Source organism: Amycolatopsis sp. NPDC005003 (assembly GCF_053600695.1).
Genome location: NZ_JBSGAI010000003.1, coordinates 1 through 21,676 on the forward strand (window position 1 = coordinate 1; position 21,676 = coordinate 21,676).

At 69.9% G+C, this 21,676-nt stretch carries 18 protein-coding genes; 8 read left to right on the top strand and 10 right to left on the bottom strand.

Going from position 1 to position 21,676, the window contains the following annotated elements:
* Window positions 1-31: 31 nt before the first annotated feature.
* From ACWED2_RS04260 to ACWED2_RS04280, 5 genes are read right to left on the bottom strand one after another with little or no spacing between them, the layout of a single operon-like run.
* Window positions 32-868 (bottom strand): 5-oxoprolinase subunit C family protein, encoded by an 837-nt coding sequence (locus ACWED2_RS04260; RefSeq protein WP_449689003.1) that lies wholly within the window; start codon window positions 866-868, stop codon window positions 32-34.
* Entirely contained in the window at window positions 865-1,476 is a 612-nt protein-coding gene (locus ACWED2_RS04265) for a 5-oxoprolinase subunit B family protein (protein WP_449689004.1), read from the bottom strand. Before ACWED2_RS04265 ends, ACWED2_RS04260 begins: the two co-directional genes overlap by 4 nt.
* A complete protein-coding gene (locus tag ACWED2_RS04270) occupies window positions 1,473-2,222 on the bottom strand; it encodes a LamB/YcsF family protein (protein WP_449689005.1) in 750 nt (249 codons plus the stop codon). The genes ACWED2_RS04265 and ACWED2_RS04270 overlap by 4 nt, the downstream gene beginning before the upstream one ends.
* A 1-nt stretch (window position 2,223) precedes the next feature.
* On the bottom strand, window positions 2,224-3,018 hold the full coding sequence (locus ACWED2_RS04275) for a putative hydro-lyase (protein WP_449685796.1): 795 nt from the start codon (window positions 3,016-3,018) through the stop codon (window positions 2,224-2,226).
* A 12-nt stretch (window positions 3,019-3,030) separates the two neighbouring features.
* Window positions 3,031-4,272, bottom strand: a complete 1,242-nt coding sequence (locus tag ACWED2_RS04280; RefSeq protein WP_449689006.1) for an MFS transporter — start codon at window positions 4,270-4,272, stop codon at window positions 3,031-3,033.
* 117 nt (window positions 4,273-4,389) lie between these two features.
* Between ACWED2_RS04280 and ACWED2_RS04285 the strand changes: the two genes are divergently transcribed.
* Window positions 4,390-5,112, top strand: coding sequence for a GntR family transcriptional regulator (locus ACWED2_RS04285; protein ID WP_449689007.1), 723 nt, complete (start codon window positions 4,390-4,392; stop codon window positions 5,110-5,112).
* Window positions 5,113-5,351: 239 nt separating this feature from the next.
* On the opposite strand, the gene ACWED2_RS04290 is transcribed toward ACWED2_RS04285, so the two are convergent.
* The 5 genes from ACWED2_RS04290 to ACWED2_RS04310 all read right to left on the bottom strand — a co-directional run bounded on the left by ACWED2_RS04290 (window position 5,352) and on the right by ACWED2_RS04310 (window position 12,960).
* Window positions 5,352-6,713, bottom strand: coding sequence for a ricin-type beta-trefoil lectin domain protein (locus ACWED2_RS04290; protein WP_449689008.1), 1,362 nt, complete (start codon window positions 6,711-6,713; stop codon window positions 5,352-5,354).
* A complete protein-coding gene (locus ACWED2_RS04295; protein WP_449689009.1) occupies window positions 6,710-8,563 on the bottom strand; it encodes a ricin-type beta-trefoil lectin domain protein in 1,854 nt (617 codons plus the stop codon). The genes ACWED2_RS04290 and ACWED2_RS04295 overlap by 4 nt, the downstream gene beginning before the upstream one ends.
* Window positions 8,560-9,627, bottom strand: a complete 1,068-nt coding sequence (locus ACWED2_RS04300; protein WP_449689010.1) for an RICIN domain-containing protein — start codon at window positions 9,625-9,627, stop codon at window positions 8,560-8,562. The genes ACWED2_RS04295 and ACWED2_RS04300 overlap by 4 nt, the downstream gene beginning before the upstream one ends.
* A gap of 53 nt (window positions 9,628-9,680) precedes the next feature.
* Window positions 9,681-10,892 carry an RICIN domain-containing protein gene (locus ACWED2_RS04305; RefSeq protein ID WP_449689011.1) on the bottom strand — a complete coding sequence of 404 codons (1,212 nt, stop codon included), beginning with the start codon at window positions 10,890-10,892 and terminating at the stop codon, window positions 9,681-9,683.
* An 832-nt stretch (window positions 10,893-11,724) separates the two neighbouring features.
* Entirely contained in the window at window positions 11,725-12,960 is a 1,236-nt protein-coding gene (locus tag ACWED2_RS04310; RefSeq protein WP_449689012.1) for an ROK family transcriptional regulator, read from the bottom strand.
* Window positions 12,961-13,079: 119 nt separating this feature from the next.
* On the opposite strand from ACWED2_RS04310, the gene ACWED2_RS04315 reads away from it, so the two are divergent.
* The 7 genes from ACWED2_RS04315 (at window position 13,080) to ACWED2_RS04345 (ending at window position 21,618) form a co-directional block, all read left to right on the top strand.
* Window positions 13,080-14,267, top strand: a complete 1,188-nt coding sequence (locus tag ACWED2_RS04315; protein ID WP_449689013.1) for an ROK family transcriptional regulator — start codon at window positions 13,080-13,082, stop codon at window positions 14,265-14,267.
* A 205-nt stretch (window positions 14,268-14,472) separates the two neighbouring features.
* Window positions 14,473-16,143, top strand: a complete 1,671-nt coding sequence (locus ACWED2_RS04320; RefSeq protein ID WP_449689014.1) for an ABC transporter substrate-binding protein — start codon at window positions 14,473-14,475, stop codon at window positions 16,141-16,143.
* A gap of 17 nt (window positions 16,144-16,160) precedes the next feature.
* A complete protein-coding gene (locus ACWED2_RS04325; RefSeq protein ID WP_449689015.1) occupies window positions 16,161-17,222 on the top strand; it encodes an ABC transporter ATP-binding protein in 1,062 nt (353 codons plus the stop codon).
* A complete protein-coding gene (locus ACWED2_RS04330; RefSeq protein ID WP_449689016.1) occupies window positions 17,219-18,199 on the top strand; it encodes an ABC transporter permease in 981 nt (326 codons plus the stop codon). The genes ACWED2_RS04325 and ACWED2_RS04330 overlap by 4 nt, the downstream gene beginning before the upstream one ends.
* Window position 18,200: 1 nt before the next feature.
* Complete coding sequence (locus ACWED2_RS04335) at window positions 18,201-19,184, top strand: ABC transporter permease (protein WP_449689017.1); 984 nt, start codon at window positions 18,201-18,203, stop codon at window positions 19,182-19,184.
* Window positions 19,181-20,173 carry an ABC transporter ATP-binding protein gene (locus ACWED2_RS04340; protein WP_449689018.1) on the top strand — a complete coding sequence of 331 codons (993 nt, stop codon included), beginning with the start codon at window positions 19,181-19,183 and terminating at the stop codon, window positions 20,171-20,173. Before ACWED2_RS04335 ends, ACWED2_RS04340 begins: the two co-directional genes overlap by 4 nt.
* 41 nt (window positions 20,174-20,214) lie before the next feature.
* The gene (locus tag ACWED2_RS04345; RefSeq protein WP_449689019.1) at window positions 20,215-21,618 is read left to right on the top strand and encodes a GH1 family beta-glucosidase; all 1,404 of its coding nucleotides are present in this window, start codon (window positions 20,215-20,217) and stop codon (window positions 21,616-21,618) included.
* The last annotated feature ends 58 nt before the right edge of the window (window positions 21,619-21,676 follow it).

Below are 21,676 nucleotides of genomic sequence, written 5' to 3' on the forward strand. Positions count from 1 at the left end.
TGGTAATTCGGGTTAGAACCCGAATTACCACTCACGACGCGGGACGGAAGCGCACGGTCTGGCCGGGCCGCAGCTGGGCGGCCAGGTCGAGGTCGGCCTCCTCGACGACGGCGATCACCGGGTAACCGCCGGTCGTCGGGTGGTCGGCGTGGAACAGGATCGGCCGGCCCGACGGCGGCACCTGCAGCGACCCCGGCACGCACGCCTCCGACGGCAGCTCGTCGTGGCGCGCGCGGGACAGCGCCGGCCCGGTCAGCCGGATGCCGACGCGGTCCGAATCCGGCGACACCGTGTACACAGTGGACAAGAGGTCGTCCGGCGCGGCGAACCAGTCGCGGCGCGGGCCCGGCGTCACGCGCAACACCGGTTCCGCCGGGAGGGATGCCCTCGGTGCGAGGTCCACAGCGGGAAACTCCCGCGGGGCCGGGCCGATCGGCAGCAGCATCCCGGCCGTCACCGGCGGCGGGCCGAGCTTCCCGAGCGTGTCCGTCGCCCTCGAACCGAGCACCGGCGGCACGTCGATCCCGCCGCGCACCGCGACGTAACACCGCAAACCGGACACCGCCGTGCCCAGGGAGAGCTCCTCTCCGGGCCACAGCGTGATCGGCCCGTTCGGCCCGCCCTTCGAGAGCGGGCAGGCCGCGCCGGTGACCGCCACCGTCGTCACGCCCGAAGCGCGCAGCACCAGCCCGCCGAGCGTCACCTCCAGGGCCGCCGCCCCGGCCGGGTTGCCGACGAGCCGGTTGGCCAGCCGGAACGACTCGCGGTCGGCCGCGCCGGACCGGCCGACGCCGAGGGCCGCGTGGCCCGGGCGGCCGAGGTCCTGCACCGTCGTCGCGAACCCGGGCCGGACGACTTCGAGCTTCACGACCGCACCGCCGTGAACCGCACCCGGGTGCCCGGCGGCAGCAGGTTCGGCGGGTCGCGTTCGACGTCCCACACCGGCGCGTCCGTGCGGCCCAGCAACCGCCAGCCGCCCGGTGACGCGCTCGGGTAGACCGCGCTGTACTCGCCGGCGATCGCCACCGAGCCCGCCGGGATGCGGGTGCGCGGTGACGACCGGCGCGACACGTGCAGCACGGGATCCGATCCGGTGAGGTAGGCGAACCCCGGCGCGAAGCCGCAGAACGCCGAGACGTACGTCCCCGCGGTGTGCCGCGAAACCAGCGAAGCCACACTCAGCCCGGTTTCCTCGGCGACTTCGGCCAGGTCTTCGCCGTCGTACACCACCGGGATCACCACCTCGCCCGTCCCGGCCGCCACGCTGTCCACAGGGGACACCCGGCGCAGCAGCGCGCCCAGCCGCTCCGCGTCCGTCACCGACGGGTCGTACCGCACCAGCAGGGTCCGCGCCGCCGGGACGAGTTCCACGACCCCGTCCGGCGGCGACTGCGTCAGCGCCGCTTGGAAGCCCAGCACGTCGCCGGTCTCCACCAGGACCGCGCGCCGCCCGCACGGCAGCAACCGGACGGTCATCCGGTGAACGCGCCGAGCTGGATGCCGGCCTCGGTCAGCGCCGCCTCGATCCGCCGGGCCAGCTCGACCGCGCCCGGGGTGTCCCCGTGCACGCACAGGGAATCCGGGCGGACGTCGAGCTTGGTGCCGTTCTCCGTCACGACGCCGCCCGTGGCCATGCCGACCGCGCGGGCGGCGACCACGTCGGCGTCGTGGATGACCGCGCCCGGCTGCTTGCGCGACACGAGCTTGCCGTCCGCGGTGTAGGCCCGGTCCGCGAACGCCTCCGCGTACGCCACCACTCCCGCTTTCTCCGCTTGCCGCTGCATTTCCGAGTTCGGCAGGCAGAGCAGCGCGAGCGCGGGGTCGTACCGGCGCAGGCCCTCGACGATCGCGGCGGCCTGCTCGGCGTCCACCGCCGCGGTGTTGTACAGCGCGCCGTGCGGCTTCACGTACGTCACGCGGCTGCCGGCCGCGCGGGCGAAGGCGTCGAGCGCGCCGATCTGGTAGAGCACTTCGTCGGCCAGTTGGTCCGGTGCGATGTCGAGCGCGCGCCTGCCGAAGCCGGCCAGGTCGTGGTAGCCGACGTGCGCACCGATCGCGACACCGCGCTCGGCCGCCAGCCCGCACACCCGCCGCATCACCGACGGGTCGCCGGCGTGGAAGCCGCACGCGATGTTCGCGCTGGTCACGATGTCGAGCATGGCTTCGTCGTCGCCCATCTTCCAGGCGCCGAAGCCCTCGCCGAGATCGCTGTTCAGGTCCATTTCAGCCCACCCGGTATTCGCTGTCGTACCGATCGGTGATGAACATGTACCCCGGTGCGTGGGTGATCGCAAAGGGGGGCCGCGACGCCATCAGCGCCGCCTGCGGGGTGACCCCGCAGGCCCAGAACACCGGGACGTCGCCCGGCTCCGCGTCCACCGGATCGCCGAAGTCCGGCCGCGAAAGGTCGTCGATGCCCAGTGCGCCCGGGTCGCCGATGTGCACCGGGCCGCCGTGCACGGCGGGCATCGCGCGGGTGATCCGGATGGCGTCGGCCACCCGGTCCTCCGGGATCTGCCGCATCGACACGACCATCGGGCCGAACAGCCGCCCGGCGGGCTCGCACGGCCGGTTCGTCACGTACATGGCGACGTTGCGGCCCTGGTCGACGTGCCGCAGCGGGACGCCTTCGGCGGCCAGCGCCGTCTCGAACGTGAAGCTGCAGCCGATCGAGAAAGCGACCATGTCGCTGCGCCACAGGCCGGTCGCGTCCGAGACCTCGCCGGCCAAAACGCCGTTCTGCCAGATCCGGTAGCGCGGCAGGTCGGTGCGCAGGTCCGCCCCCTCGGCGAGCCGCGTTTCCGGGTCGCCGGGGTCGGTGACGTCGAGCAGCGGGCACGCCTGCGGGTTGCGGGTGCAGAACAGCAGGACGTCGTAGGCCCAGTCCTCGGGCACGGCGATCAGGTTGGTCTGGGTGAAGCCGTTGGCCCAGCCGGTGGTGGGGTGGGCGGTGCCGGTGCGGAACGCCGCTCGCGCCTGCGCGGGCGTGTACGTGGCCGGTTCGTCAAAGGTCGTCATGAGAATCCCCCCTCAATCGACGAGTTCGATACCCCGGGTCTCCGGGAGGCCGAGCAGGGCCAGCACGGCGATGCCGTACCCGATCGCGCCGAACACGATCGCGCCGCCGACGCCGAGGTAGCCCACGATGGTCGGGAAGATCGCCCCGACCGCGCGGCCGAAGTTGTACGTGAAGCCCTGGCCGGTGCCGCGCAGCGCCGTCGGGTACAGCTCGGCGAGGAACGCGCCGAAGCCGCTGAAGATCGCGGACATCGAGAAGCCGAGCGGGAAGCCCAGCACCAGGATCAGGCCGTTCGCGCCCTTGGGGATCTGCGTGTACGCGACGATCAGCGCGGCCGAGAGCAGCGCGAACGTCATGAAGGTTTTCTTGCGCCCCAGCAGGTCGGTCAGATAACCGCCGCAGACGTACCCGACGAAGGCGCCGGTGATCAGGAAGACGAGGTAGCCGCCGGTGCCGATCACGGTCAGCTCGCGCGTCTTCTTCAGGTAGGTCGGCAGCCAGGTGTTGATCGCGTAGTACCCGCCCTGGACGCCGGTGGCCAGCAGCGACGCGAAGAACGTCGTCCGCAGCAGGTCGGCCCGGAAGATCTTGCCGAGCGAGCCGCGGGTGCGTTCGGTGACACGGCGTTCCTCCGCGCGCGGCGCGTCCTGCACGCTGCGGCGGACCCACAGCACGAGCAGCGCCGGGATGACGCCGGTCCAGAACATGATCCGCCAGGCCACGTCGTCGCTCGCGAAGCTGAAGACGATCGTGTAGACGATCACCGAGAGACCCCAGCCGACGGCCCACGCGCTCTGCACGAACGCCACGGTCCGGCCGCGGTACTTGGCCTGCGAATACTCGGCGACCAGGGCCGCGCCGGCCGCCCACTCGCCGCCGAAGCCCAGGCCCTGCAGCGCGCGGAAGACCAGCAGCGTCTCGAAGTTGGGTGCGAAGCCGCAGAGCACGGTGAAGATCGTGTACATCGCGATGGTGATCTGCAGCGTCCGGACGCGGCCGATGCGGTCGGCGAGGATGCCGGCGCCGACGCCGCCGATGGCCGACACGACCAGCGTCGTCGTGCTGAGCAGCCCGGCTTCGCCGCTCGAGATGCCGAAGAACGCGGTGATCGCGGCGAGCCCGAGCGGCAGGGTCTGGTAGTCGTACGAGTCCAGGCCGTACCCGCCGAACGCGCCCAGGAAGGCGCGGCGTCCGCGTTTTCCGAGCGTGCGGAACCAGTCGAACGGCCGGGCCTCGGTAGCTGTGGCAGTCATGGGGCACCTCCTGGCCAGTGTCTCTCATCGTGGCGTGCCTCACACGCTAGAGATTGTTGAACAATTCCACAAGATGCCGATTGGATCGTCCCCCGAGTGGCGGGTAACCTTGTTCACGTGGTCATCGAAGACAGCGTTGTCCCGGGCCTGGAAGCCGATCGCGGCCTGGTCACGCGCAAGAGCACGGCCGAGCGGGTCGCCGGCGTCCTCCGCAAGCGCATCGCGGAGGGGTTCTTCCTCCCCGGCGGCCGGCTGTCGGAGCAGGACATCGGCAACGCGCTCGGCGTCTCCCGCAACACGCTGCGCGAGGCGTTCCGGCTGCTCACGCACGAGCGGCTGCTCGCCCACGAGCTCAACCGCGGGGTTTTCGTCCGCATCCCGAGCGTCGAGGACGTCGTCGACATCTACCGGGTGCGCAAGATCATCGAGTGCGCCGCGGTCCGCGGGCTGAAAGCCAAGCCGGCGTCCTTCGCGCGGATCAAAGAGAAGGTCGACATCGGCGACGAGGCCGCCCGCACCGGCAACTGGAAGGACCTCGGCACCGCGAACGTGTGGTTCCACCAGGAGCTCGCCGCGCTGTCGGGCAGCGAACGCGTCAACGAGCTGGTCGGCAGGCTGACCGCCGAGCTGCGGCTGGTGTTCCACATCATGGCCGAGCCGCGGCGCTTCCACGAGCGCTACCTGCCGCGCAACCACGAAATCCTCGACCGCATCGAGGCCGGCGACGGCCCGGGTGCGGAGCAGCTGCTGATGAAGTACCTCGACGACGCCGAGGAACAGCTGGTGGGCGCGTACGCCGACCGGGCCGAGGCGGCCCGCGCGGCCATCGCGGCCGAGTAGCCAAGCGCCCAAGGTGGCCTTTGGGGCGTTTGGGCAGGGTTGGCGCCCGGACGGCCCGAGCCCGAGCCGTTCGCGACGCGCGGTCGATAGCCTCGGGACGGTTCCGCCGCCGGAGACCCCCAGCGGCAGGCGGGACCCCACGCTGCCGGGTCGCCGCTTCCCCAGGGCCGCGGCCCGGCAGCCCTACGCCGTGAAGGCCGCCTCGCGGCGGCCTTCACGGACTTGCCGGGCGGCCGGGGTCAGCCGGCGTAGCGGGCGAAGATCCTCGTGAAGTCCCACGCCTGCTGCGAAACCCCGGAACAGGTGTCGTTGTTCGGGTAGCCGCCGGGGCACGGGCGGTCGCGGTTCGCCGACCAGAACGTGAGCCGGGCCAGGTGGTGCGCGTTCGCGTAGCCCAGGATGGTCGTGAAGTCGTCGAGCGTGACCGTCTCGTTGTTGTCGGTGATGCCGTTCATCGACGAGATGCCCATGTGCCGGTAGGTGGTGTCGTCGTCGTAGCCGTACGCGCTCTTGACGACGTTCTTGAGCCCCTCGGCCGCCCGCTGCGTCAGCGTGCCCATGTTCTGGCCCGCCCCGCCGAAGTCGAACGGCATGATCACCCAGCCGTCGACGGTCAGCCCGCTCTGCGCCGCTCGGTTGACGAGGCTGTTGTCCGGCCCGGACTGGCCGGTGCCGAACGTGACGTAGAGCTTGATGCCCGGGTTGTTCGCCCGGACCGTCTTCAGCGCGTCGACCGTCCGCTGCTGCACGGCCGGGTTGCTGTAGGCGTCGGCTTCGATGTCGATGTCGATCGCCTTGAGGCCGTAGGCGTTGATCACCTTCTGGTAGCCCGCCGCCAGCTCGCCCGCGCTGCCGCACGACGACTCCAGCTTGTTGCCGGAGTAGCCGCCGAACGACGGGATGACGTCGCCGCCGCCCGCGCGGACGGTGTTGATCGTGTTCTGGTCTACGCCGCCGGTGAGCGCCCGGCCGCCGTCCCACTGCGGGTTGCAGTAGCCGTTGGACAGGATGAAGGCCAGCGTGAACCACTTGACGCCGGTGGCGTTCTGGATGGTCGCCGGGTTGGGCGGGTCGCCCCAGCCGTTGTAGAGGTACGGCGCCACGGCCATCACGCCCGGTCCGGGCGGCGGCGTGGTGCCGCCGCTCGGCAGGGTCCACTGCTGGTTGGCCGTGCTCGCGCAGGTCCAGATCTGCAGGCGGGTGCCGTTGGCGCTGGAGTTGCCGGTGGCGTCGAGGCACTTGCCGGAACCGGTGTTGACCAGGTTCTTGGCCGAGTTGGCCGTCCACTTCTGGGCGCCCGAGCCGTTGCAGTCCCAGAGCTGGATCGTCGTGCCGTTCGCGGTGCCGGCGCTCGTGACGTCCAGGCACTTGCCCAGTGCCTGCAGGGAACCGTCGCTGCCGACCGTCCACTGTTGAGCGTTCGTTCCGTTGCAGTCGTAGAGCTGGACGGCTGTTCCGTTGGCGTTGCTCGCGCCGGCGACGTCGACGCACTTGCCGGCGATGCCGGTGATCGGGCCGGTCGCCGCCTGCGCGACGCCCGGAGCGAGCACCAGCGCCGACGCCGCTGCTACGAGAGCACCGAATGCTGCGAGTTTCTTCATGCGGGCACGTTCCACTTCTGGTTCGCGGCACCGGTGCAGGTCCAGATCTGCAGCCGGGTGCCGTTGGCGCTGGAGTTGCCGGTCGCGTCGACGCACTTGTTCGAGCCCGCGCCGACGAGGTCCTTGGCCGCGGTGGCCGCCCAGCGCTGGTTCGCGGTGCCGCCGCAGTCCCAGAGCTGGAGCTGTGCACCGTCCGCCGTGGACTGTCCGGTGACGTCGAGGCACTTGCCGAGCGCCTTCAGGGTTCCGTCGGTTCCAACCGTCCACTGTTGAGCGCCGGTGCCGTTGCAGTCGTAGAGCTGGACGGCGGTGCCGTTGGCGCTGCTGGCGCCCGCGACGTCGACGCACTTGCCGCCGATGCCGGTGATCGGGCCGGTCTTGCCGCCACTTGACCCTTGGTTGCCGCTCCAGGTGAACGTCGCCGACGTGTGGCCGGGCAGCGTGTAGGTGAACGACGAGTTGCCCCAGTTCACCCGCACGCTCTGGTTGCCGGTGCTCGAGTTGTACGCGATCAGCGCCTTCGAGCCGTCCGGGTTCTTCCAGGCGACGTTGCGGACCGTCGAGTTGTCGTTCGAGTCGATCCGGTACGCGCCCGGTTTCACGAACTTCGTCAGGTGACCCATCGTGTAGTACTCGACGGTGTAGTCGACCTGCCCGCTGCGCGAGTCTCCGTTGTGGACGGTGATCAGGCCGGTGCAGGTGCCGCAGCCGCCGTTGTGCGGACCCATGTTCTGGTCGACGCCGAGGCTCCACTTGACGAAGCTCTTCGACCAGTTCCGGGTGTAGTCCACGATGTTGTTCATGTCCTCGGCCTGCTGGTTCGAGATCCAGGTGCCGCCGGAGTGCTCGGTCGAGTAGGCGTTGACGTTCGGGTACTGGTTGTGCGTCGTCGTCTGCTGGGCGATGTCGCCGCCGTAGCCGTGCCAGGCCACGCCACCGAAGTTCGGGTGGTTGCGGATCGCCGAGTCGTCCAATGTGGGCGCGCCGTAGGAGGCGTAGGTGTCCCAGTTCCAGTCGAGGGCCAGTACCTTTGTGGACAGCGCGGCGTTCTGCAGCGCCGGCAGCAGGTTGTTCTTCGCGAAGTACGCCAAGCCCGCGCCGTTCCAGTTGGTCGACGGGTAGCTCGCGCAGCACGTCGGCTCGTTCTGCATCGAGACGTAGTCGATCGGCACGCCCGCGTCCCGGTAGGCCTGGAGGTACTTGACGAAGTACTGCGCGTAGGCCGGGTAGTACTGCGATTCGACCCAGCCGAGCAGGTAGCTGTCGTTGTCCTTCATCCACGGCGGCGCGCTCCACGGCGACGCCATCACCTTGGCCTGCGGGTTGAGCTGCTTGGCCTGCTTGGTCAGCGGCAGCACGTCGGCCTGGTCGTGGGCGATCGAGAAGTGCGTCAGGTTCGGGTCGGTCTGGCCGGCCGGCATGTCGTCGAACGTGTAGCTGTAGCGGGCCAGGTCGGACGCGCCGAGCGGGTTGCGGATGAAGCTCAGCCCGATGCCGGTGTTCGGGTCGAACAGCTTGCGCATGGTGTCGTCGCGGGTGGCCTGGGAGAGGGCGCCGCTGGAGTTCATCAGCCACGCCGCGGTGTCCGTAAAGGACGCTCCGCCGCCTTCGAACTGCTGGTAGGTGGTGTTTTCGTTGACGTTGATGGTCACCCCGCCGCTGCCGGTGCCGGCGGCGAAGGCCACCGGCGTCTGCTGCTGGAGGCCGCGCGTGACCTGGCGACCGCCGGAGTCGCTGGTCGTGGTGAGCCAGACGTTGACCGTTTCGCCCGCGGCCTGCGCGGGTGCGGCGAAGCCGGCCGCGGTGAGCGCTATCGCGGCTGTGGCCGCGAGGAGAGAACGCTTTCTCATGGTAGAGTCCACTTCTGGTTCGCGCCGGTGCCGCAGGTCCAGATCTGGAGCCGGGTGCCGTTGGCGCTGGAGTTGCCGGTGGCGTCGAGGCACTTTCCGGAGCCGGTGTTCACGAGGTTCTGTGATCCGTTGGCCGTCCACTTCTGGGCGTTGCTCCCGTTGCAGTCCCAGAGCTGGGTCTGCGTGCCGTTCGCGGTGCCCGCGCCGGTGATGTCGAGGCACTTGCCGAGCGCCCGGACGGAACCGTCCGAATTGACCGTCCATTGTTGAGCGCCGGTGCCGTTGCAGTCGTAGAGCTGGACGGCGGTGCCGTTGGCGTTGTTCGCGCCGGCGACGTCGACGCACTTGCCGCCGATGCCGGTGATCGGTCCGGCGTTCTGCGTGGGCGGTGTCGTCGTGCCGCCCACGAACTGCGTCGCGACCTGTTCGCCGAGGCTGACCGCGTTGGCGTGGTTCTCGATCGGGTCGACGTGCGTGTTCGGGAACACGATGTACGTCACCGGACCTTCGGTGCCGCCGTTCTTCGGGTCGGGGTTGATGCCGAGGCTGACGGCGGTGGCGTAGGAGGCCTCACCGATGATGCTCGTCGGGCCGGTGTCGCCGACCACGGCGTAGGTGACCTGGTTGTTGTAGATCACCGCCACGACGGAACCGCCGTCGATGCCGTGGTTGCGGTAGTCCCAAGTGGACGTCGGCTGGGGCAGGACGATGTACGGGAGCTGCGCCGCGTTGAGCGGCTGGTCGGTCGAGGTGTGGAACGCCGTGTCGGGGTAGAAGCAGCAGTCGGTGTTCTCGTTGCACTGCGTCGTGCGGACGCCGTCGCAGTCGATGTCCATGTCGGCCTTGAAGAACACCGCGCCGTTCGCCTGGCAGACGGGAACGGTGGCCGCGCCGCCTTCGTCGTAGGAATACTTTCCGTTCGAGATCTGTTGGCAAGATTGGGTTTTGGCGAGCAGCTGGCTCGCCGAGGGGCCGGCGTTCACCGTGGCTTGAGCCGGCCCGGCCGTGAAGGAGGAAAGCGCTAACAGGGCATACCCCATTAGCGCGACGAGGATTCGCCGCACTTCGGTTCTCCTTGGGGACTGGGCCGGGAGCTACGCGCTCCCGGCCCCGGGGATCAGGGAGTGGTCCACTTCTGGTTGGCGGTGCCGCCGCAGGTCCAGATCTGCAGGCGGGTGCCGTTGGCGCTGGAGTTGCCGGTGGCGTCGAGGCACTTGTTGGCGTTGGGGTTCACGATGTCCCGTGCGCCGGTGACGACCCATTGCTGGGCGCCGGTGCCGTTGCAGTCGTAGAGCTGCACCGCCGTCCCGTCGGCGGTACCCGCGCCACTGACGTCCATGCACTTGCCGAGGGCGCGGATCGTGCCGTCGGTGCCGACGGTCCAGCTCTGCGCGGCGTTGCCGTTGCAGTCGGTGATCTGGATCGGCGTGCCGTTGGCGGTATTCGCGCCGGCGACGTCGACGCACTTGCCGCCGATGCCGGTGATCGTGCCGGTCCGGCCGCCGCCGCTGCTCGAGGTGTTGGTGACGTGCACGTAGTCGACGATGAGCTGCTGCGGGAACTGGGTGCTGCTGTTGGGATCGCCGGGCCAGTAGCCGCCGACGGCGAGGTTGAGGATGAGGAAGAAGTTGTGGTCGTACACCCAGCGGTTGCCGTTCAGGTCCGACGGCGTGCGCGTCTGGTAGAGGTTGCCGTCGACGTACCACTTGATCTGGTTGGGCGCCCAGTCGACGGCGTAGGTGTGGAAGTCGTCGGAGAAGTTCGGGCCGTTGTAGGCGGCGCCGATGCCGCCGGAGCCGGAGTAGCCGGGGCCGTGGATGGTGCCGTGCACGGTGTTCGGTTCGAAGCCGACGTTCTCCATGACGTCGATTTCGCCGTCGGTGGGCCAGTTCCCGCCGCCGAGCATCCAGAAGGCGGGCCACATGCCCTGCCCGCGCGGGAGTTTCATGCGCGTCTCGAAGTGGCCGTAGGCCTGGCTGAACTTGCCGGCGGTGTTCAGCCGGGCGGAGGTGTACTCGCAGCGGCCGTACCAGCAGTTGTAGTTGCCGGGGTTTTCCTTCTTGGCGGTGATGACGAGGTGGCCCTGGCCGTCGAGCTGGGCGTTGTTGGTGCCGGAGGTGTAGTACTGCCGCTCGTGGTTGTTGACGTTGTCGCCGGTTTCGAGCTGCCACTTCGACCCGTCGACGGCGGCGCCCGCGGGGCCGTTGAAGTCATCGGTGAAGGTGGCCGCTGCTTCCGCCGGGGCCGTCGTGAGGGCTTGCTGCCCGAGGACGAGCAGCGCGCAGGCGGCGAGGAGTGCCGCCCAGCGGTTCTTCTTGGAGGTGGACATCGTTGTCGCCTCTCTCACCGTGGGGACCGGCGTTCCGCGCGCAGCACGGAACGCGGGGAGGGGGGAGAAGGCCGCGCCTGCCGGGGCGGCGGCAGGTGTGACCGTGCATCGGGCTTTGTTGTGCCTGGCAACAAAGTATGCATGGTCCAGACAAGCCGGGCAACCGTTCGCGCGGTCATTTTTTTCAACCCGAATTAAGGGTTGGTTGATGGCGTCACCCGGGTGAGGGAGTTCGGGCGGCTGCGCCGGTGGCCTTGGCTTGGGCCTTGTCCACAAGTGGGCGGGGCTGTGGACAGCTCGACCCCTCGGGCGGCGATCGGCGGTTTTTGCCGGTGGGGGCCGATAGAATGGACCTGGGGACGCCCCCCTGGGTGCGGCGGGGGATGTCTGGGTCTCCTGGGGGCCTGGTCCGCGGCGAAAAAATCGCATGCGCGCGGCTTGGTGCCTCTTCTCCGTCCTAGGTGGCCCGGGTCTCTTCGGCCGACGGGCAGGTGGGTGCCCGCCACCCCGAAGCCGGGATTGTGACTACGGCCGGCAGTACCGCGTCAAGGCGGGAAAGCGTGCCTTGACCCGGCACTGCCGGCCGTGTTGGGGCTTCGGATCGGGGTTGCGGGAGGTCTGGTGGTGCAGGTCGGGGCTTGCAGCGTGCCGCTCACGCGGGGTGGCGGGGGAGGTCTGGGTGGGGTGCAGGTCCGGGTGGCAGCCTGCCGCTCATGCCGGTGAGCCACCTGAAGGGCCCTCTGGCTTTGCCGGAACCCTGCCAGGGAGGGTGGGTCCTGCCGAGGCGGCCCGTCGACGCCACGGACCACGCCCGGCAGCGCAAACCTCGCCCTCAGGCCGCGTCGGAATTCGGAGCTCCCGGCTTGGCGATCCTCGAGGTCGCCCCCTGCTCCAGGAGGTCCGCCACCGGCAGGGTCGCCGCGCCGGTCGCCACCGCGTCCAAGCCCAACGACCCCAGCTGGATCGATGTCTGGCTGAACGGGTGCCGCAGGGCGTGCTCGCCCGCCGCCGAGCGGATTCGGGGTAGGAGCTGCTCGCCCAGGGCCAAGCCTGCCCAGCCGCCGATCACGATGCGCTCCGGGTTGAACAAGTTGATCAGGTTCGCGATGCCCGCGCCCAGGTAACCCGCCGTTTCGTCGAGCACCCGGGCCGCCGTCTTGGACTTGGGGGCCGCCGACAGCAGGGCTGAGAACTGGGCCTGCTCGTCCTCGCCCGTGATGTCCTTGCCCCGCGCCCGGCGGTACCGCGCCAGGACCGCCCCCGCGCCGATGTACGCCTCCAGGCAGCCCCGCGCGCCGCAGCGGCACTCCTGACCGCCGTACGCGATCGTCGTGTGGCCCCACTCGCCCGCGCTGCTCGTCGAGCCGCGGTACGTCGTGCCGTCCGTCACCACCGCCGCGCCCACGCCCGAGCCGATCAGCGCTATCACCGCGTGCCTCGCCCCGCGGCCCGCGCCGAACCACATCTCCGCCTGGCCCTGCGTCTTCGCGCCGTTGTCCACGAACAGCGGCAGCCGGACGCCGGCATCGAGCAGCAGGGACGCGAACGGCACCCCGTCCCAGCCGACCGTCGGGGCGTGGACCAGCACCTCCGTGCCCTGCTCGACCGCGCCGGGCACGCCGATGCCGACCCCCAGCACGCCCGATTCGTCGATCCCCGCGCTCGCGAACACCTCCCGGAGCCCGGACGTCACCTGCTCGACCGCGGTCGCCGGGTCCGGGGCCTTCGGGAGCGGGTGCTCGACCGTCGCCAGGCGGTTCATCGCCAGGTCGAACAGCTCGACCTTGACCCCCGTCTCCCCGATGTCGACGCCCGCGACGTGCCCGTACGCCGGGTCCACGCGCAGCAGGACGCGCGGCCGTCCGCCGTCCGACTCGACCTGGCCGGCTTCGGTGATCAGGCGTTCTTCGCCCAGCTCGGCGGTCACGTTGCTCACCGTGGCGGCACTCAATCCGGTGAGCTGGCTCAGTTCGTGCCTCGACAGCGGGCCGTCGAAGTACAGTTTCGACAGCAGCAGGGATCGGTTGTGCCTCCGCAGATCGCGGACGGTGGTGCGCTTGCTCGCCATGGGCAACCCATCTGACTCTCACCGGCTCTCTGACAGGATGCCTGATCACCGTAAGTTGTGGCTATGTATTAAGTAGTGAACTAAGGCTCGAACTGGGTGTGTCTGGCAGAATCCTCCCGGTGACCCAGGTGGTGCGCCAGACAACCCGTGACCTCAGGCGGCACAACCGCGCGGCACTGCTCTCCTCGCTCTACCTCCGCGGTCCCGTCAGCAGACTGGAACTGGTAGCTGAATCGGGACTGTCGGCCGCCACCGTTACCAACGTCGTCTCGGAACTCATCGCGGACGGCGTCGTGGCCGAGGCCGGATCGGTCGAATCGGACGGCGGGCGGCCCCGGACGCTGCTGGCGGTGCGGCCGGACTTCGGGCACGTCGTGGGCGTCGACGTCAGCGAGACGCACGTCGAGGTCGGCCTCTTCGACTGCGCGCTCGGCACCCTCGGGACCGTGCGCCACCCGCTGGTCGGCACCCGGCTCGACCCGGACGAAGTGGCTGGTCTGGTGCGCACGGGCATCGCCGAGGTGCTCGAAGGCGGCGATCCGGACATGGTGTTCGGCGTCGGCATCGGCGTGCCGGGCGCGGTCCGCGACGGCGGGATCGTGCACGCGCCCACCCTCGGCTGGCAGGGCGTGAACTTCGCCGAGCTGATCCACCCGCACATCGAAGCGCCCCTCCACCTGGACAACCGCGCCCGCACGCTGGGGCAGGCCGAGGCTTGGCGCGGCGCCGGCCGGGGCGCCGAGCGCGCCATCGTCGCCCTGCTCGGCGTCGGCGTCGGGGCCGCCGTCGCGACGGCCGGGCGCTCGCACCCCGGCATCACGACGAGCGAGTGGGGCCACACCGTCGTCAAGGCGGCCGGCGCGGCCTGCCGGTGCGGCTCCCACGGCTGCCTGGAGGCCTACGTCGGCACCGAGGCGGTCGTCCGGAACTACGCGGCCCGCGCCGGCCGGGAACCGGTCATCGGAGACGAAAGCGACGGCGAGCTGGCCCGGATCGTGGCCGAAGCGGAAGGCGGCGGCCCGGCCGCCGACGTGCTCGCCGAGACCGGCGAGTACCTGGGCATCGGCATCGCGAACCTGATCAACCTGCTCAGCCCCGATCGGGTGGTGCTTTCCGGCTCGGCCGGGGCGATCATGGGACCGGCGATCCTGCCCGCGGTGCGCGACGCCGTCGGCCGGCACGCGCTGGGCTACCTGGCCGAGCGCACCGAGGTCGTCCTCGGCAGGCTCGGGCCCGAAGCGGTGGCGCTCGGCGCGGCGACCCTGCCGATCGCCGAGCTGCTCGCGAACGGTGGGCGCGCCGGCTGAAACCCTTGCGTTGCAAGGAGTAGTTCGATCAACAGGTCCAGACCGCCAGTTCTTTCAGTACTTAAACTTAGGCACAAAAAGTTACCGCCGTGTTATTGACGTGACCCGAGTCACCCGGGTTGACTTCGGGACGTCGTTCGGTCGCCGGCGGTCGGGGCTCGCTACCAGTCGACAGCAGACACTCGTCGATGACCAGGAGGAACCGATGCGAGTCAAGCGCTCCATCGTCGCAGCGCTAGTAGCCATCACGGCCTTGAGCGGCCTCACCGCGTGCTCGGGCGGCAGCTCGAACGCCGCCCAGGGCAACCCGGACGCCGTGCTCAACGTCGGGAAGCCGGACGGCCCGCAGGCGGAGAACAACAACCCGTTCCTGGAGACCTCCGCCCTGTCGAACATGGGCTACCGGTGGATGATCTACGAGCCCCTCGTCATGCTCAACCGCGTCAAGCCGCAGGAGCCGGGCAAGCCCTGGCTGGCCACCAAGTGGGACTGGTCGGACAACTACAAGAAGCTGGTCCTGACCGTCCGTGACAACGTGAAGTTCTCCGACGGGCAGCCGATGACCGCCGAGGACGTCGCCTACACCTTCCAGCTGCTGCGCGACAACAAGGCGCTGAACGTCGACGCCGTCCCGTACAAGGACATCACCGCGGCCGGCAACCAGGTGACCCTGGCCTTCGACGGCTCGCAGTTCGTCAACCAGGTCAAGATCCTGCAGACCCTCGTCGTGCCGAAGCACGTCTGGCAGGACGTCAAGGACCCGGCGCTCGACCTCGTGAAGAACCCGATCGGCACCGGCCCGTACACGCTGAAGTCGGCCACCCCGCAGACGATGATCGTCGTGCGGCGCGACAGCGGCTACTGGCAGGACGCGCCGAAGGTCAAGGAGATCCGCTACACCTCCTACACCGACAACAACGCGCAGGTCAACGCGCTGGTCAACGGGGCTTCCGAGTGGAGCTTCGTGTTCATCCCGAACTACAAGGCCGTCTACACGAACAAGGACCCGCAGCACTACAAGCTGTGGTTCCCCGCGCAGCTGGCCGTGCACGGCCTGTGGTTCAACACCGAGAAGGCGCCGTGGAACGACCCGAAGCTGCGCCAGGCGATCAACAAGGTGATCAACCGCGACGACATCTTCAACCAGGGTGAGGCCGGCTACTTCTACCCGAAGAACGACCAGGTCACCGGCATCCCGACCCCGGCGGGCGACCCGTTCATCGCGCCGCAGTACAAGGGCCAGTCGGTGCAGGTCGACGTCCCGGGCGCGAAGTCGCTGCTGACCGGCGCGGGCTACCAGCTCGACGGCGGCAAGCTGGCCGATCCGGGCGGCAAGCCGGTCACCATCAAGCTCACCGTGCCGTCGGGCTGGTCGGACTACATCACCGACCTCGAGATCATCAAGGACAACCTGGCGCAGATCGGCATCACCGCCACGGTCGAGAAGATGAACCAGGACGCCTGGATGAAGTCGGTCGACACCGGTGACTTCGAGGGCCTGATGCACTGGACGAACGACGGGTCGACGCCGTACGACATGTACCGCGACGTGATGGACGGCAACCGCTACAAGCCGACCGGCCAGGGTGGCATCAACGGCAACTACGGCCGCTACAAGAACGACGAGGCGACCAAGGCACTGGAAACCTACGCGAACGCCGAGGACGACGCCTCCCGCACCGCGGCCATGGCGACGCTGCAGAAGATCATGATCGAGCAGCAGCCGATGATCCCCACGTCGGCGGCCAACTCCGGCGGCGAGTACAGCACGAAGAACTGGGTCGGCTGGCCCGACGACGCCAACCCGTACGCGCCGGCCCAGCCGACGCTGCGCAACGCGCTCGACATCGTCCTGCACCTCAAGCCCGCGGCCTGACGATGGCGGATTCAGCTGTGACGACCGAGCAGTCCCCCTCCGACCCCGTCGCCGTCGGGTCGGAGGGGGACCTCCCCGTCGTCCTCGAGGCCGAGGGCCTCACGAAACACTTCCCGGTCCGGCGCCGCGGCCGGGCCGCGCTCACCGGCCCGCGACGCAGCATCCAGGCCGTCGACGACGTGACCTTGACGCTCCGGCGGGGCCGCGTCACCGCGCTGGTCGGCGAGTCCGGTTCCGGCAAGTCGACGGTCGCGCGCCTGCTCGCCGGTCTCCACCCGCGCACCGGCGGCGACATCCGGCTGCACGGCGAGACGGTGAACGTCAAGCACGGCAGGGCGTTCCGCGCCTACGCCCGCCGGGTGCAGATGATCTTCCAGGACCCGTTCGCGTCGCTGAACCCGGTGCACACCGTGCGCTACCACCTGACGCGGGCGCTGAAGATCCACGGCCGGGCGGGCGAGGACCTCGAGAAGTCGCTGCACGAGCTGCTCTCGCGCGTCCAGCTGACCCCGCCCGAGCGGTACGTCGACAAGTTCCCGCACGAGCTGTCCGGCGGCCAGCGCCAGCGCGTCGCGATCGCCCGGGCGCTCGGCGCCGACCCGGAGGCGCTGCTGGCCGACGAGCCGGTGTCCATGTTGGACGTCTCCATCCGGCTCGGCGTGCTGAACCTGCTGCGCGACCTGAAGGAACGCCTCCACCTGGCGATCCTGTACATCACGCACGACATCGCGTCGGCGCGCTACTTCGCCGACGACACGATGGTGATGTACGCCGGCCGGATGGTCGAAGGCGGCGACAGCGAGACCATCACCCAACGGCCGGCGCACCCGTACACCCGGCTGCTCATCGACTCCGCCCCCGACCCGGACCGGTTGGCCGGCGCGCCCGGGGACGCCCCGGCCGAACGCGGGTCCGGCGAACCGCCGAGCCTGCTCGACCCGCCGCCGGGCTGCCGGTTCCACCCGCGCTGCCCGGTCGCGATGGAACGGTGCCGGACCGACCTGCCGCCGCGGTTCGACGTCGGCGACGCGCCCGGCCACTGGGCCGCCTGCTGGCTCTACGACGGGGCCGCCCGATGAGGTACCTGCTGCAACGGCTGGGCTTCTACGTCTTCACCGCGTGGGCCGCCGTCACCATCAACTTCTTCATCCCGCGGATGATCCCGGGCGACCCGGTGCAGTCGCTGATCGCGAAGAACCAGGGCATGATCAGCGCGGACGCCATCGAGTCGCTGTACGTCCTGTTCGGACTCGACAAGAACGAAAGCCTGATCTCCCAGTACTTCCACTACTGGGGCCAGCTCTTCCGCGGCGACCTCGGCATCTCGTTCACGTTCTTCCCGACGCCGGTGTCCGATCTGCTCGGCGACAGCCTGCCGTGGACGATCATCCTGGTCGGCATCACCACGATCGTCGGGTTCGCGATCGGCACCGGGCTCGGCGTGGTCGCCGGCTGGAAGCGCGGCTCGTGGGTCGACGGCCTGCTGCCGGTGACGACGTTCCTCTCGTCGATCCCGTACTTCTGGCTCGGCCTGATCGCGCTGACGATCCTGGCCGGCCCGGGCAGCTTCTTCCCGTCGTCCGGCGGCTACGACCCGGGCACCGTGCCCGGCTGGGACGGCTCGTTCATCGGCAGCGCGATCCAGCACAGCCTGCTGCCCGCGCTCACCATCCTGATCAGCTCGATGGGCAGCTGGATCCTGGGCATGCGCAACATGATGGTCACCGTCGCTTCGGAGGACTACGTCACCGTCGCGCACGCCAAGGGCCTGCCGGAACGCCGGGTGATGGTCGGCTACGCCGCGCGCAACGCGCTGCTGCCCAGCGTGTCCGGCTTCGCGCTGGCGCTGGGCTTCATCGTCGGTGGCACGCTGCTGGTGGAGATCGTCTTCTCCTACCCCGGTGTCGGCTACCAGCTGTTCCAGGCGGTCGGCTCGCAGGACTACCCGCTGATGCAGGGCATCTTCCTGATCATCACGCTGTCGGTGCTGGTGGCGAACCTGCTCGCCGACGTCGCCTACCTCGCGCTCGACCCGCGCACCCGGAAGGAGGGCTGACATGGCCGTACCCGCGGCGGACGTCAAGGCCGCCCAGGCCCTCCCGCTCGAAGCGGTCGCCCGACGGCGCCGCTTCCGGTTCCTCACCGGCGGCAAGACGGTCACCGGCCTCGCCGTCATCGTCTTCTTCCTGGTGATCGCGGTGATCGGCGACTGGATCGCGCCCTACGACCCGTCGGCGCGCAGCAGCGACCTGCTGGAATCGCCGTCGGCCCGGCACTGGTTCGGGACCACCCACCTCGGCCAGGACATCTTCAGCCAGGTCGTGGTCGGCACGCGCAGCGTCATGCTGGTCGGCCTCGCCGCGGGGGTCGTGGCGACGATCCTCGCGGTGATCGTCGGCGTGACCTCTGGCTACCTCGGCGGCACGCCGGGCGAAGGGCTGTCGGCGCTGTCCAATGTGTTCCTCGTGATCCCCGCGCTGCCGCTGATCATCATCATCGGCAGCGCGGTGCCCACCGGTGGGGACATCCTGGTGGCGGTGATCATCGGCTTCACGTCGTGGGCGTGGGGCGCGCGAGTGCTGAGAGCCCAAACCCTTTCGCTGAGGGGCCGGGAATACGTCGAAGCGGCCCGGGCGACCGGCGAGTCGACCTGGCGGATCATCTTCTTCGAGATCCTGCCGAACCTGACCGCGGTGATCGCGTCCAGCTTCGTCGGCACGGTGATCTTCGCGGTGATGTCCGAGATCACGCTCGCGTTCGTCGGCGTCTCCGGACTGTCCAACTGGAACTGGGGCACGATCCTGTTCTGGGCGCAGAGCCAGCAGGCGCTGGCCCAGGGCGCGTGGTGGTGGTTCGTGCCGGCCGGGCTGGCGATCGCCATCCTCGGCACCGCGTTGTCCCTGCTCAACTTCGGCATCGACGAGTTCGTCAGCCCGCGGCTGCGCGGCAGCGGCAAGGCACGGGTGAAGGGCGCCGACGGGCGGACGCATCGGATGCGCGTGGGCTTCACGCCCGTGCTCGGGCGGGAGGAACGGCCATGATGGACCCGGTGCTGGAGATCAAGGGCCTGGACGTCGACTACGGCGTCGGCGACGAGGCGGTGCGCGCGGTCCGGGATGTGCACCTGACGCTGCACCGCGGCGAAGTCCTCGGCCTGGCCGGGGAAAGCGGCAGCGGGAAGTCCACTTTGGCCTACGGGCTGACGCGGCTGCTCGCGCCCCCGGGCGTGATCCGCGGCGGCGAGGTGATCTACCACCCCGCGGACGGCGAGCCGTACGACGTGCTGCGGTTGACCGACAAGCAGCTCCGTGACTTCCGGTGGGCGGAGACGTCCATTGTGTTCCAGGGCGCGATGAACTCGCTGAACCCGGTGCACAAGGTGGTCACGCAGCTCGTCGACGTCATCAAGGCGCACGAGCCGCGGACCACGAAAGCGGGCCGCATCGCCCGCGCGAAGGACCTGCTCAAGCTGGTGGGGATTTCCGCCGACCGGCTGGAGGCGTACCCGCACCAGCTGTCCGGCGGGATGCGGCAGCGCGTGATGATCGCGATGGCGCTCGCGCTGGAGCCGCGGATCGTCATCATGGACGAGCCGACCACCGCGCTCGACGTCGTCATGCAGCGGCAGATCCTCGGCCAGCTGGTGGAACTGCGCGAGCGGCTGGGCTTCTCGGTCCTGTTCATCACGCACGACCTTTCGCTGCTGGTGGAGTTCTCGGACCGGATCGCGATCATGTACGGCGGCCGGATCGTCGAGCAGGCGCCGGCGTCGGACCTCTACCGGGACGCGCTGCACCCGTACAGCCACGGCCTGCTGAACTCGTTCCCCGCCTTGCGCGGGCCGCGCCGCGAGCTCGCCGGGATCCCCGGCTCGCCGCCGGACACGCGCGGGATGCCGTCCGGCTGCGCGTTCCACCCGCGGTGCCCCAAGGCCTTCGAGCCGTGCCCCGACCGCGTGCCGCTGCTGGGCACGCCCGGCGACCCGGCGCGCGAGGTGGCGTGCTGGCTGCACCCCGTCACCGCTCCCTGAACGCCGTCCGACCTGTCCGGTACCACTGGAGGAGTGCTGCCTTGACCGAGACCACCGCCGCGACCGCCGAACAGCAGGCGCTGATCGACACCCTGCCGCCGGACTTCCGCTGGGGCGTGGCCACCGCCGCGTACCAGATCGAAGGGGCGGTCGCCGAAGACGGGCGCACACCGTCCATTTGGGACACGTTCTGCCGGGAACCGTGGGCGATCGACAACGGCGACACCGGGGACGTGGCGTGCGACCACTACCACCGGATGCCGGCGGACATCGGGCTCGTGAGCGAGCTCGGCGCGGACACCTACCGGTTCTCCGTGGCGTGGCCCCGGGTCCAGCCGCACGGCCGTGGCGGCGTCAACGAGGCGGGCATCGGGTTCTACGACCGGCTCGTCGACGAGACGCTGAGCCGCGGGATCACGCCGTGGCTGACGCTCTACCACTGGGACCTCCCGCAGGAGCTGGAGGACGCGGGCGGCTGGCCGGCGCGCGACACGGCGTACCGGTTCGCGGACTACGCGATGCTGGTGTTCGACCGGCTCTCGGATCGCGTCCGGCACTGGACGACGTTGAACGAGCCGTGGTGCTCGGCGATGCACGGATACGTCCACGGCGTGATGGCGCCGGGCCGGCGTGACTACGCGGCGGGGCTGCACGCGGTGCACCACCTGCTGCTCGGCCACGGGCTGGCGGTGCAGCGCATGCGCGAGGCGGCGCCGGCGGACACGCAGTTCGGCATCACGCTCAACATGTGCACGGCCGACCCGGCGACGGACTCCCCGGAGGACGTCCGGGCGGCCCGCCAGGCCGACGGCCTCGGCGTCCGCATCTACCTGGACCCGCTGGTCCACGGCCGGTACCCGGCGGACGTGGTCGAGGACCTGGCCGCGCGGGACGTCCGCCTCCCGATCCAGGACGGCGACCTTTCGGTGATCTCGACCCCGCTGGACTTCCTGGGCGTGAACTACTACTTCGGCCAGCAGTTCTCCGGCGTGGACGATTCGGGTTCCGCCGTCGACGCGGACGGCGCCCCGGCGTCGCGGGTGATCCCGTTCGGCGAGCCGACGACGGCGATGGGCTGGGAGATCCTGCCGGGCAAGTTCACCGAGCTGCTGACCCGCCTGGGCCGTGACTACCCTGGCCTGCCGATGTACATCACGGAGAACGGCTCGGCCTTCGACGACGACCCGGACTCGTCCGGCTTCGTGCGCGACGACGGCCGCACGGCGTACTTGGCCTCGCACATCGCGGCGGTGGCGGCGGCCCGCCAGGCCGGCGCGGACGTGCGAGGCTACTTCGCCTGGTCCCTTTTGGACAACTTCGAGTGGGCGTACGGGTACGCGAAGCGGTTCGGGTTGATCCGGGTGGACTACGAGACGCAGGAGCGGACGATCAAGCAGAGCGGGTACTTCTACCGCGACACCGTGCGGCGGGTGCGGGGCAGCTGAACGGCGGTGGGGTGAGCCCCACCACGATGGCGGTGGCTCGCCCCATGGCTCCTCCCGG

Excerpts from the sequence above, each read along its gene's own strand:
- ACWED2_RS04275 (WP_449685796.1), bottom strand. The coding sequence starts at position 3,018 with ATGACGACCTTTGACGAACCGGCCACGTACACGCCCGCGCAGGCGCGA.
- ACWED2_RS04335 (WP_449689017.1), top strand. The coding sequence starts at position 18,201 with ATGGCCGTACCCGCGGCGGACGTCAAGGCCGCCCAGGCCCTCCCGCTC.
- ACWED2_RS04295 (WP_449689009.1), bottom strand. The coding sequence starts at position 8,563 with ATGAGAAAGCGTTCTCTCCTCGCGGCCACAGCCGCGATAGCGCTCACC.
- ACWED2_RS04340 (WP_449689018.1), top strand. The coding sequence starts at position 19,181 with ATGATGGACCCGGTGCTGGAGATCAAGGGCCTGGACGTCGACTACGGC.
- ACWED2_RS04265 (WP_449689004.1), bottom strand. The coding sequence starts at position 1,476 with ATGACCGTCCGGTTGCTGCCGTGCGGGCGGCGCGCGGTCCTGGTGGAG.
- ACWED2_RS04270 (WP_449689005.1), bottom strand. The coding sequence starts at position 2,222 with ATGGACCTGAACAGCGATCTCGGCGAGGGCTTCGGCGCCTGGAAGATG.
- ACWED2_RS04330 (WP_449689016.1), top strand. The coding sequence starts at position 17,219 with ATGAGGTACCTGCTGCAACGGCTGGGCTTCTACGTCTTCACCGCGTGG.
- ACWED2_RS04305 (WP_449689011.1), bottom strand. The coding sequence starts at position 10,892 with ATGTCCACCTCCAAGAAGAACCGCTGGGCGGCACTCCTCGCCGCCTGC.
- ACWED2_RS04290 (WP_449689008.1), bottom strand. The coding sequence starts at position 6,713 with ATGAAGAAACTCGCAGCATTCGGTGCTCTCGTAGCAGCGGCGTCGGCG.
- ACWED2_RS04320 (WP_449689014.1), top strand. The coding sequence starts at position 14,473 with ATGCGAGTCAAGCGCTCCATCGTCGCAGCGCTAGTAGCCATCACGGCC.
- ACWED2_RS04280 (WP_449689006.1), bottom strand. The coding sequence starts at position 4,272 with ATGACTGCCACAGCTACCGAGGCCCGGCCGTTCGACTGGTTCCGCACG.
- ACWED2_RS04310 (WP_449689012.1), bottom strand. The coding sequence starts at position 12,960 with ATGGCGAGCAAGCGCACCACCGTCCGCGATCTGCGGAGGCACAACCGA.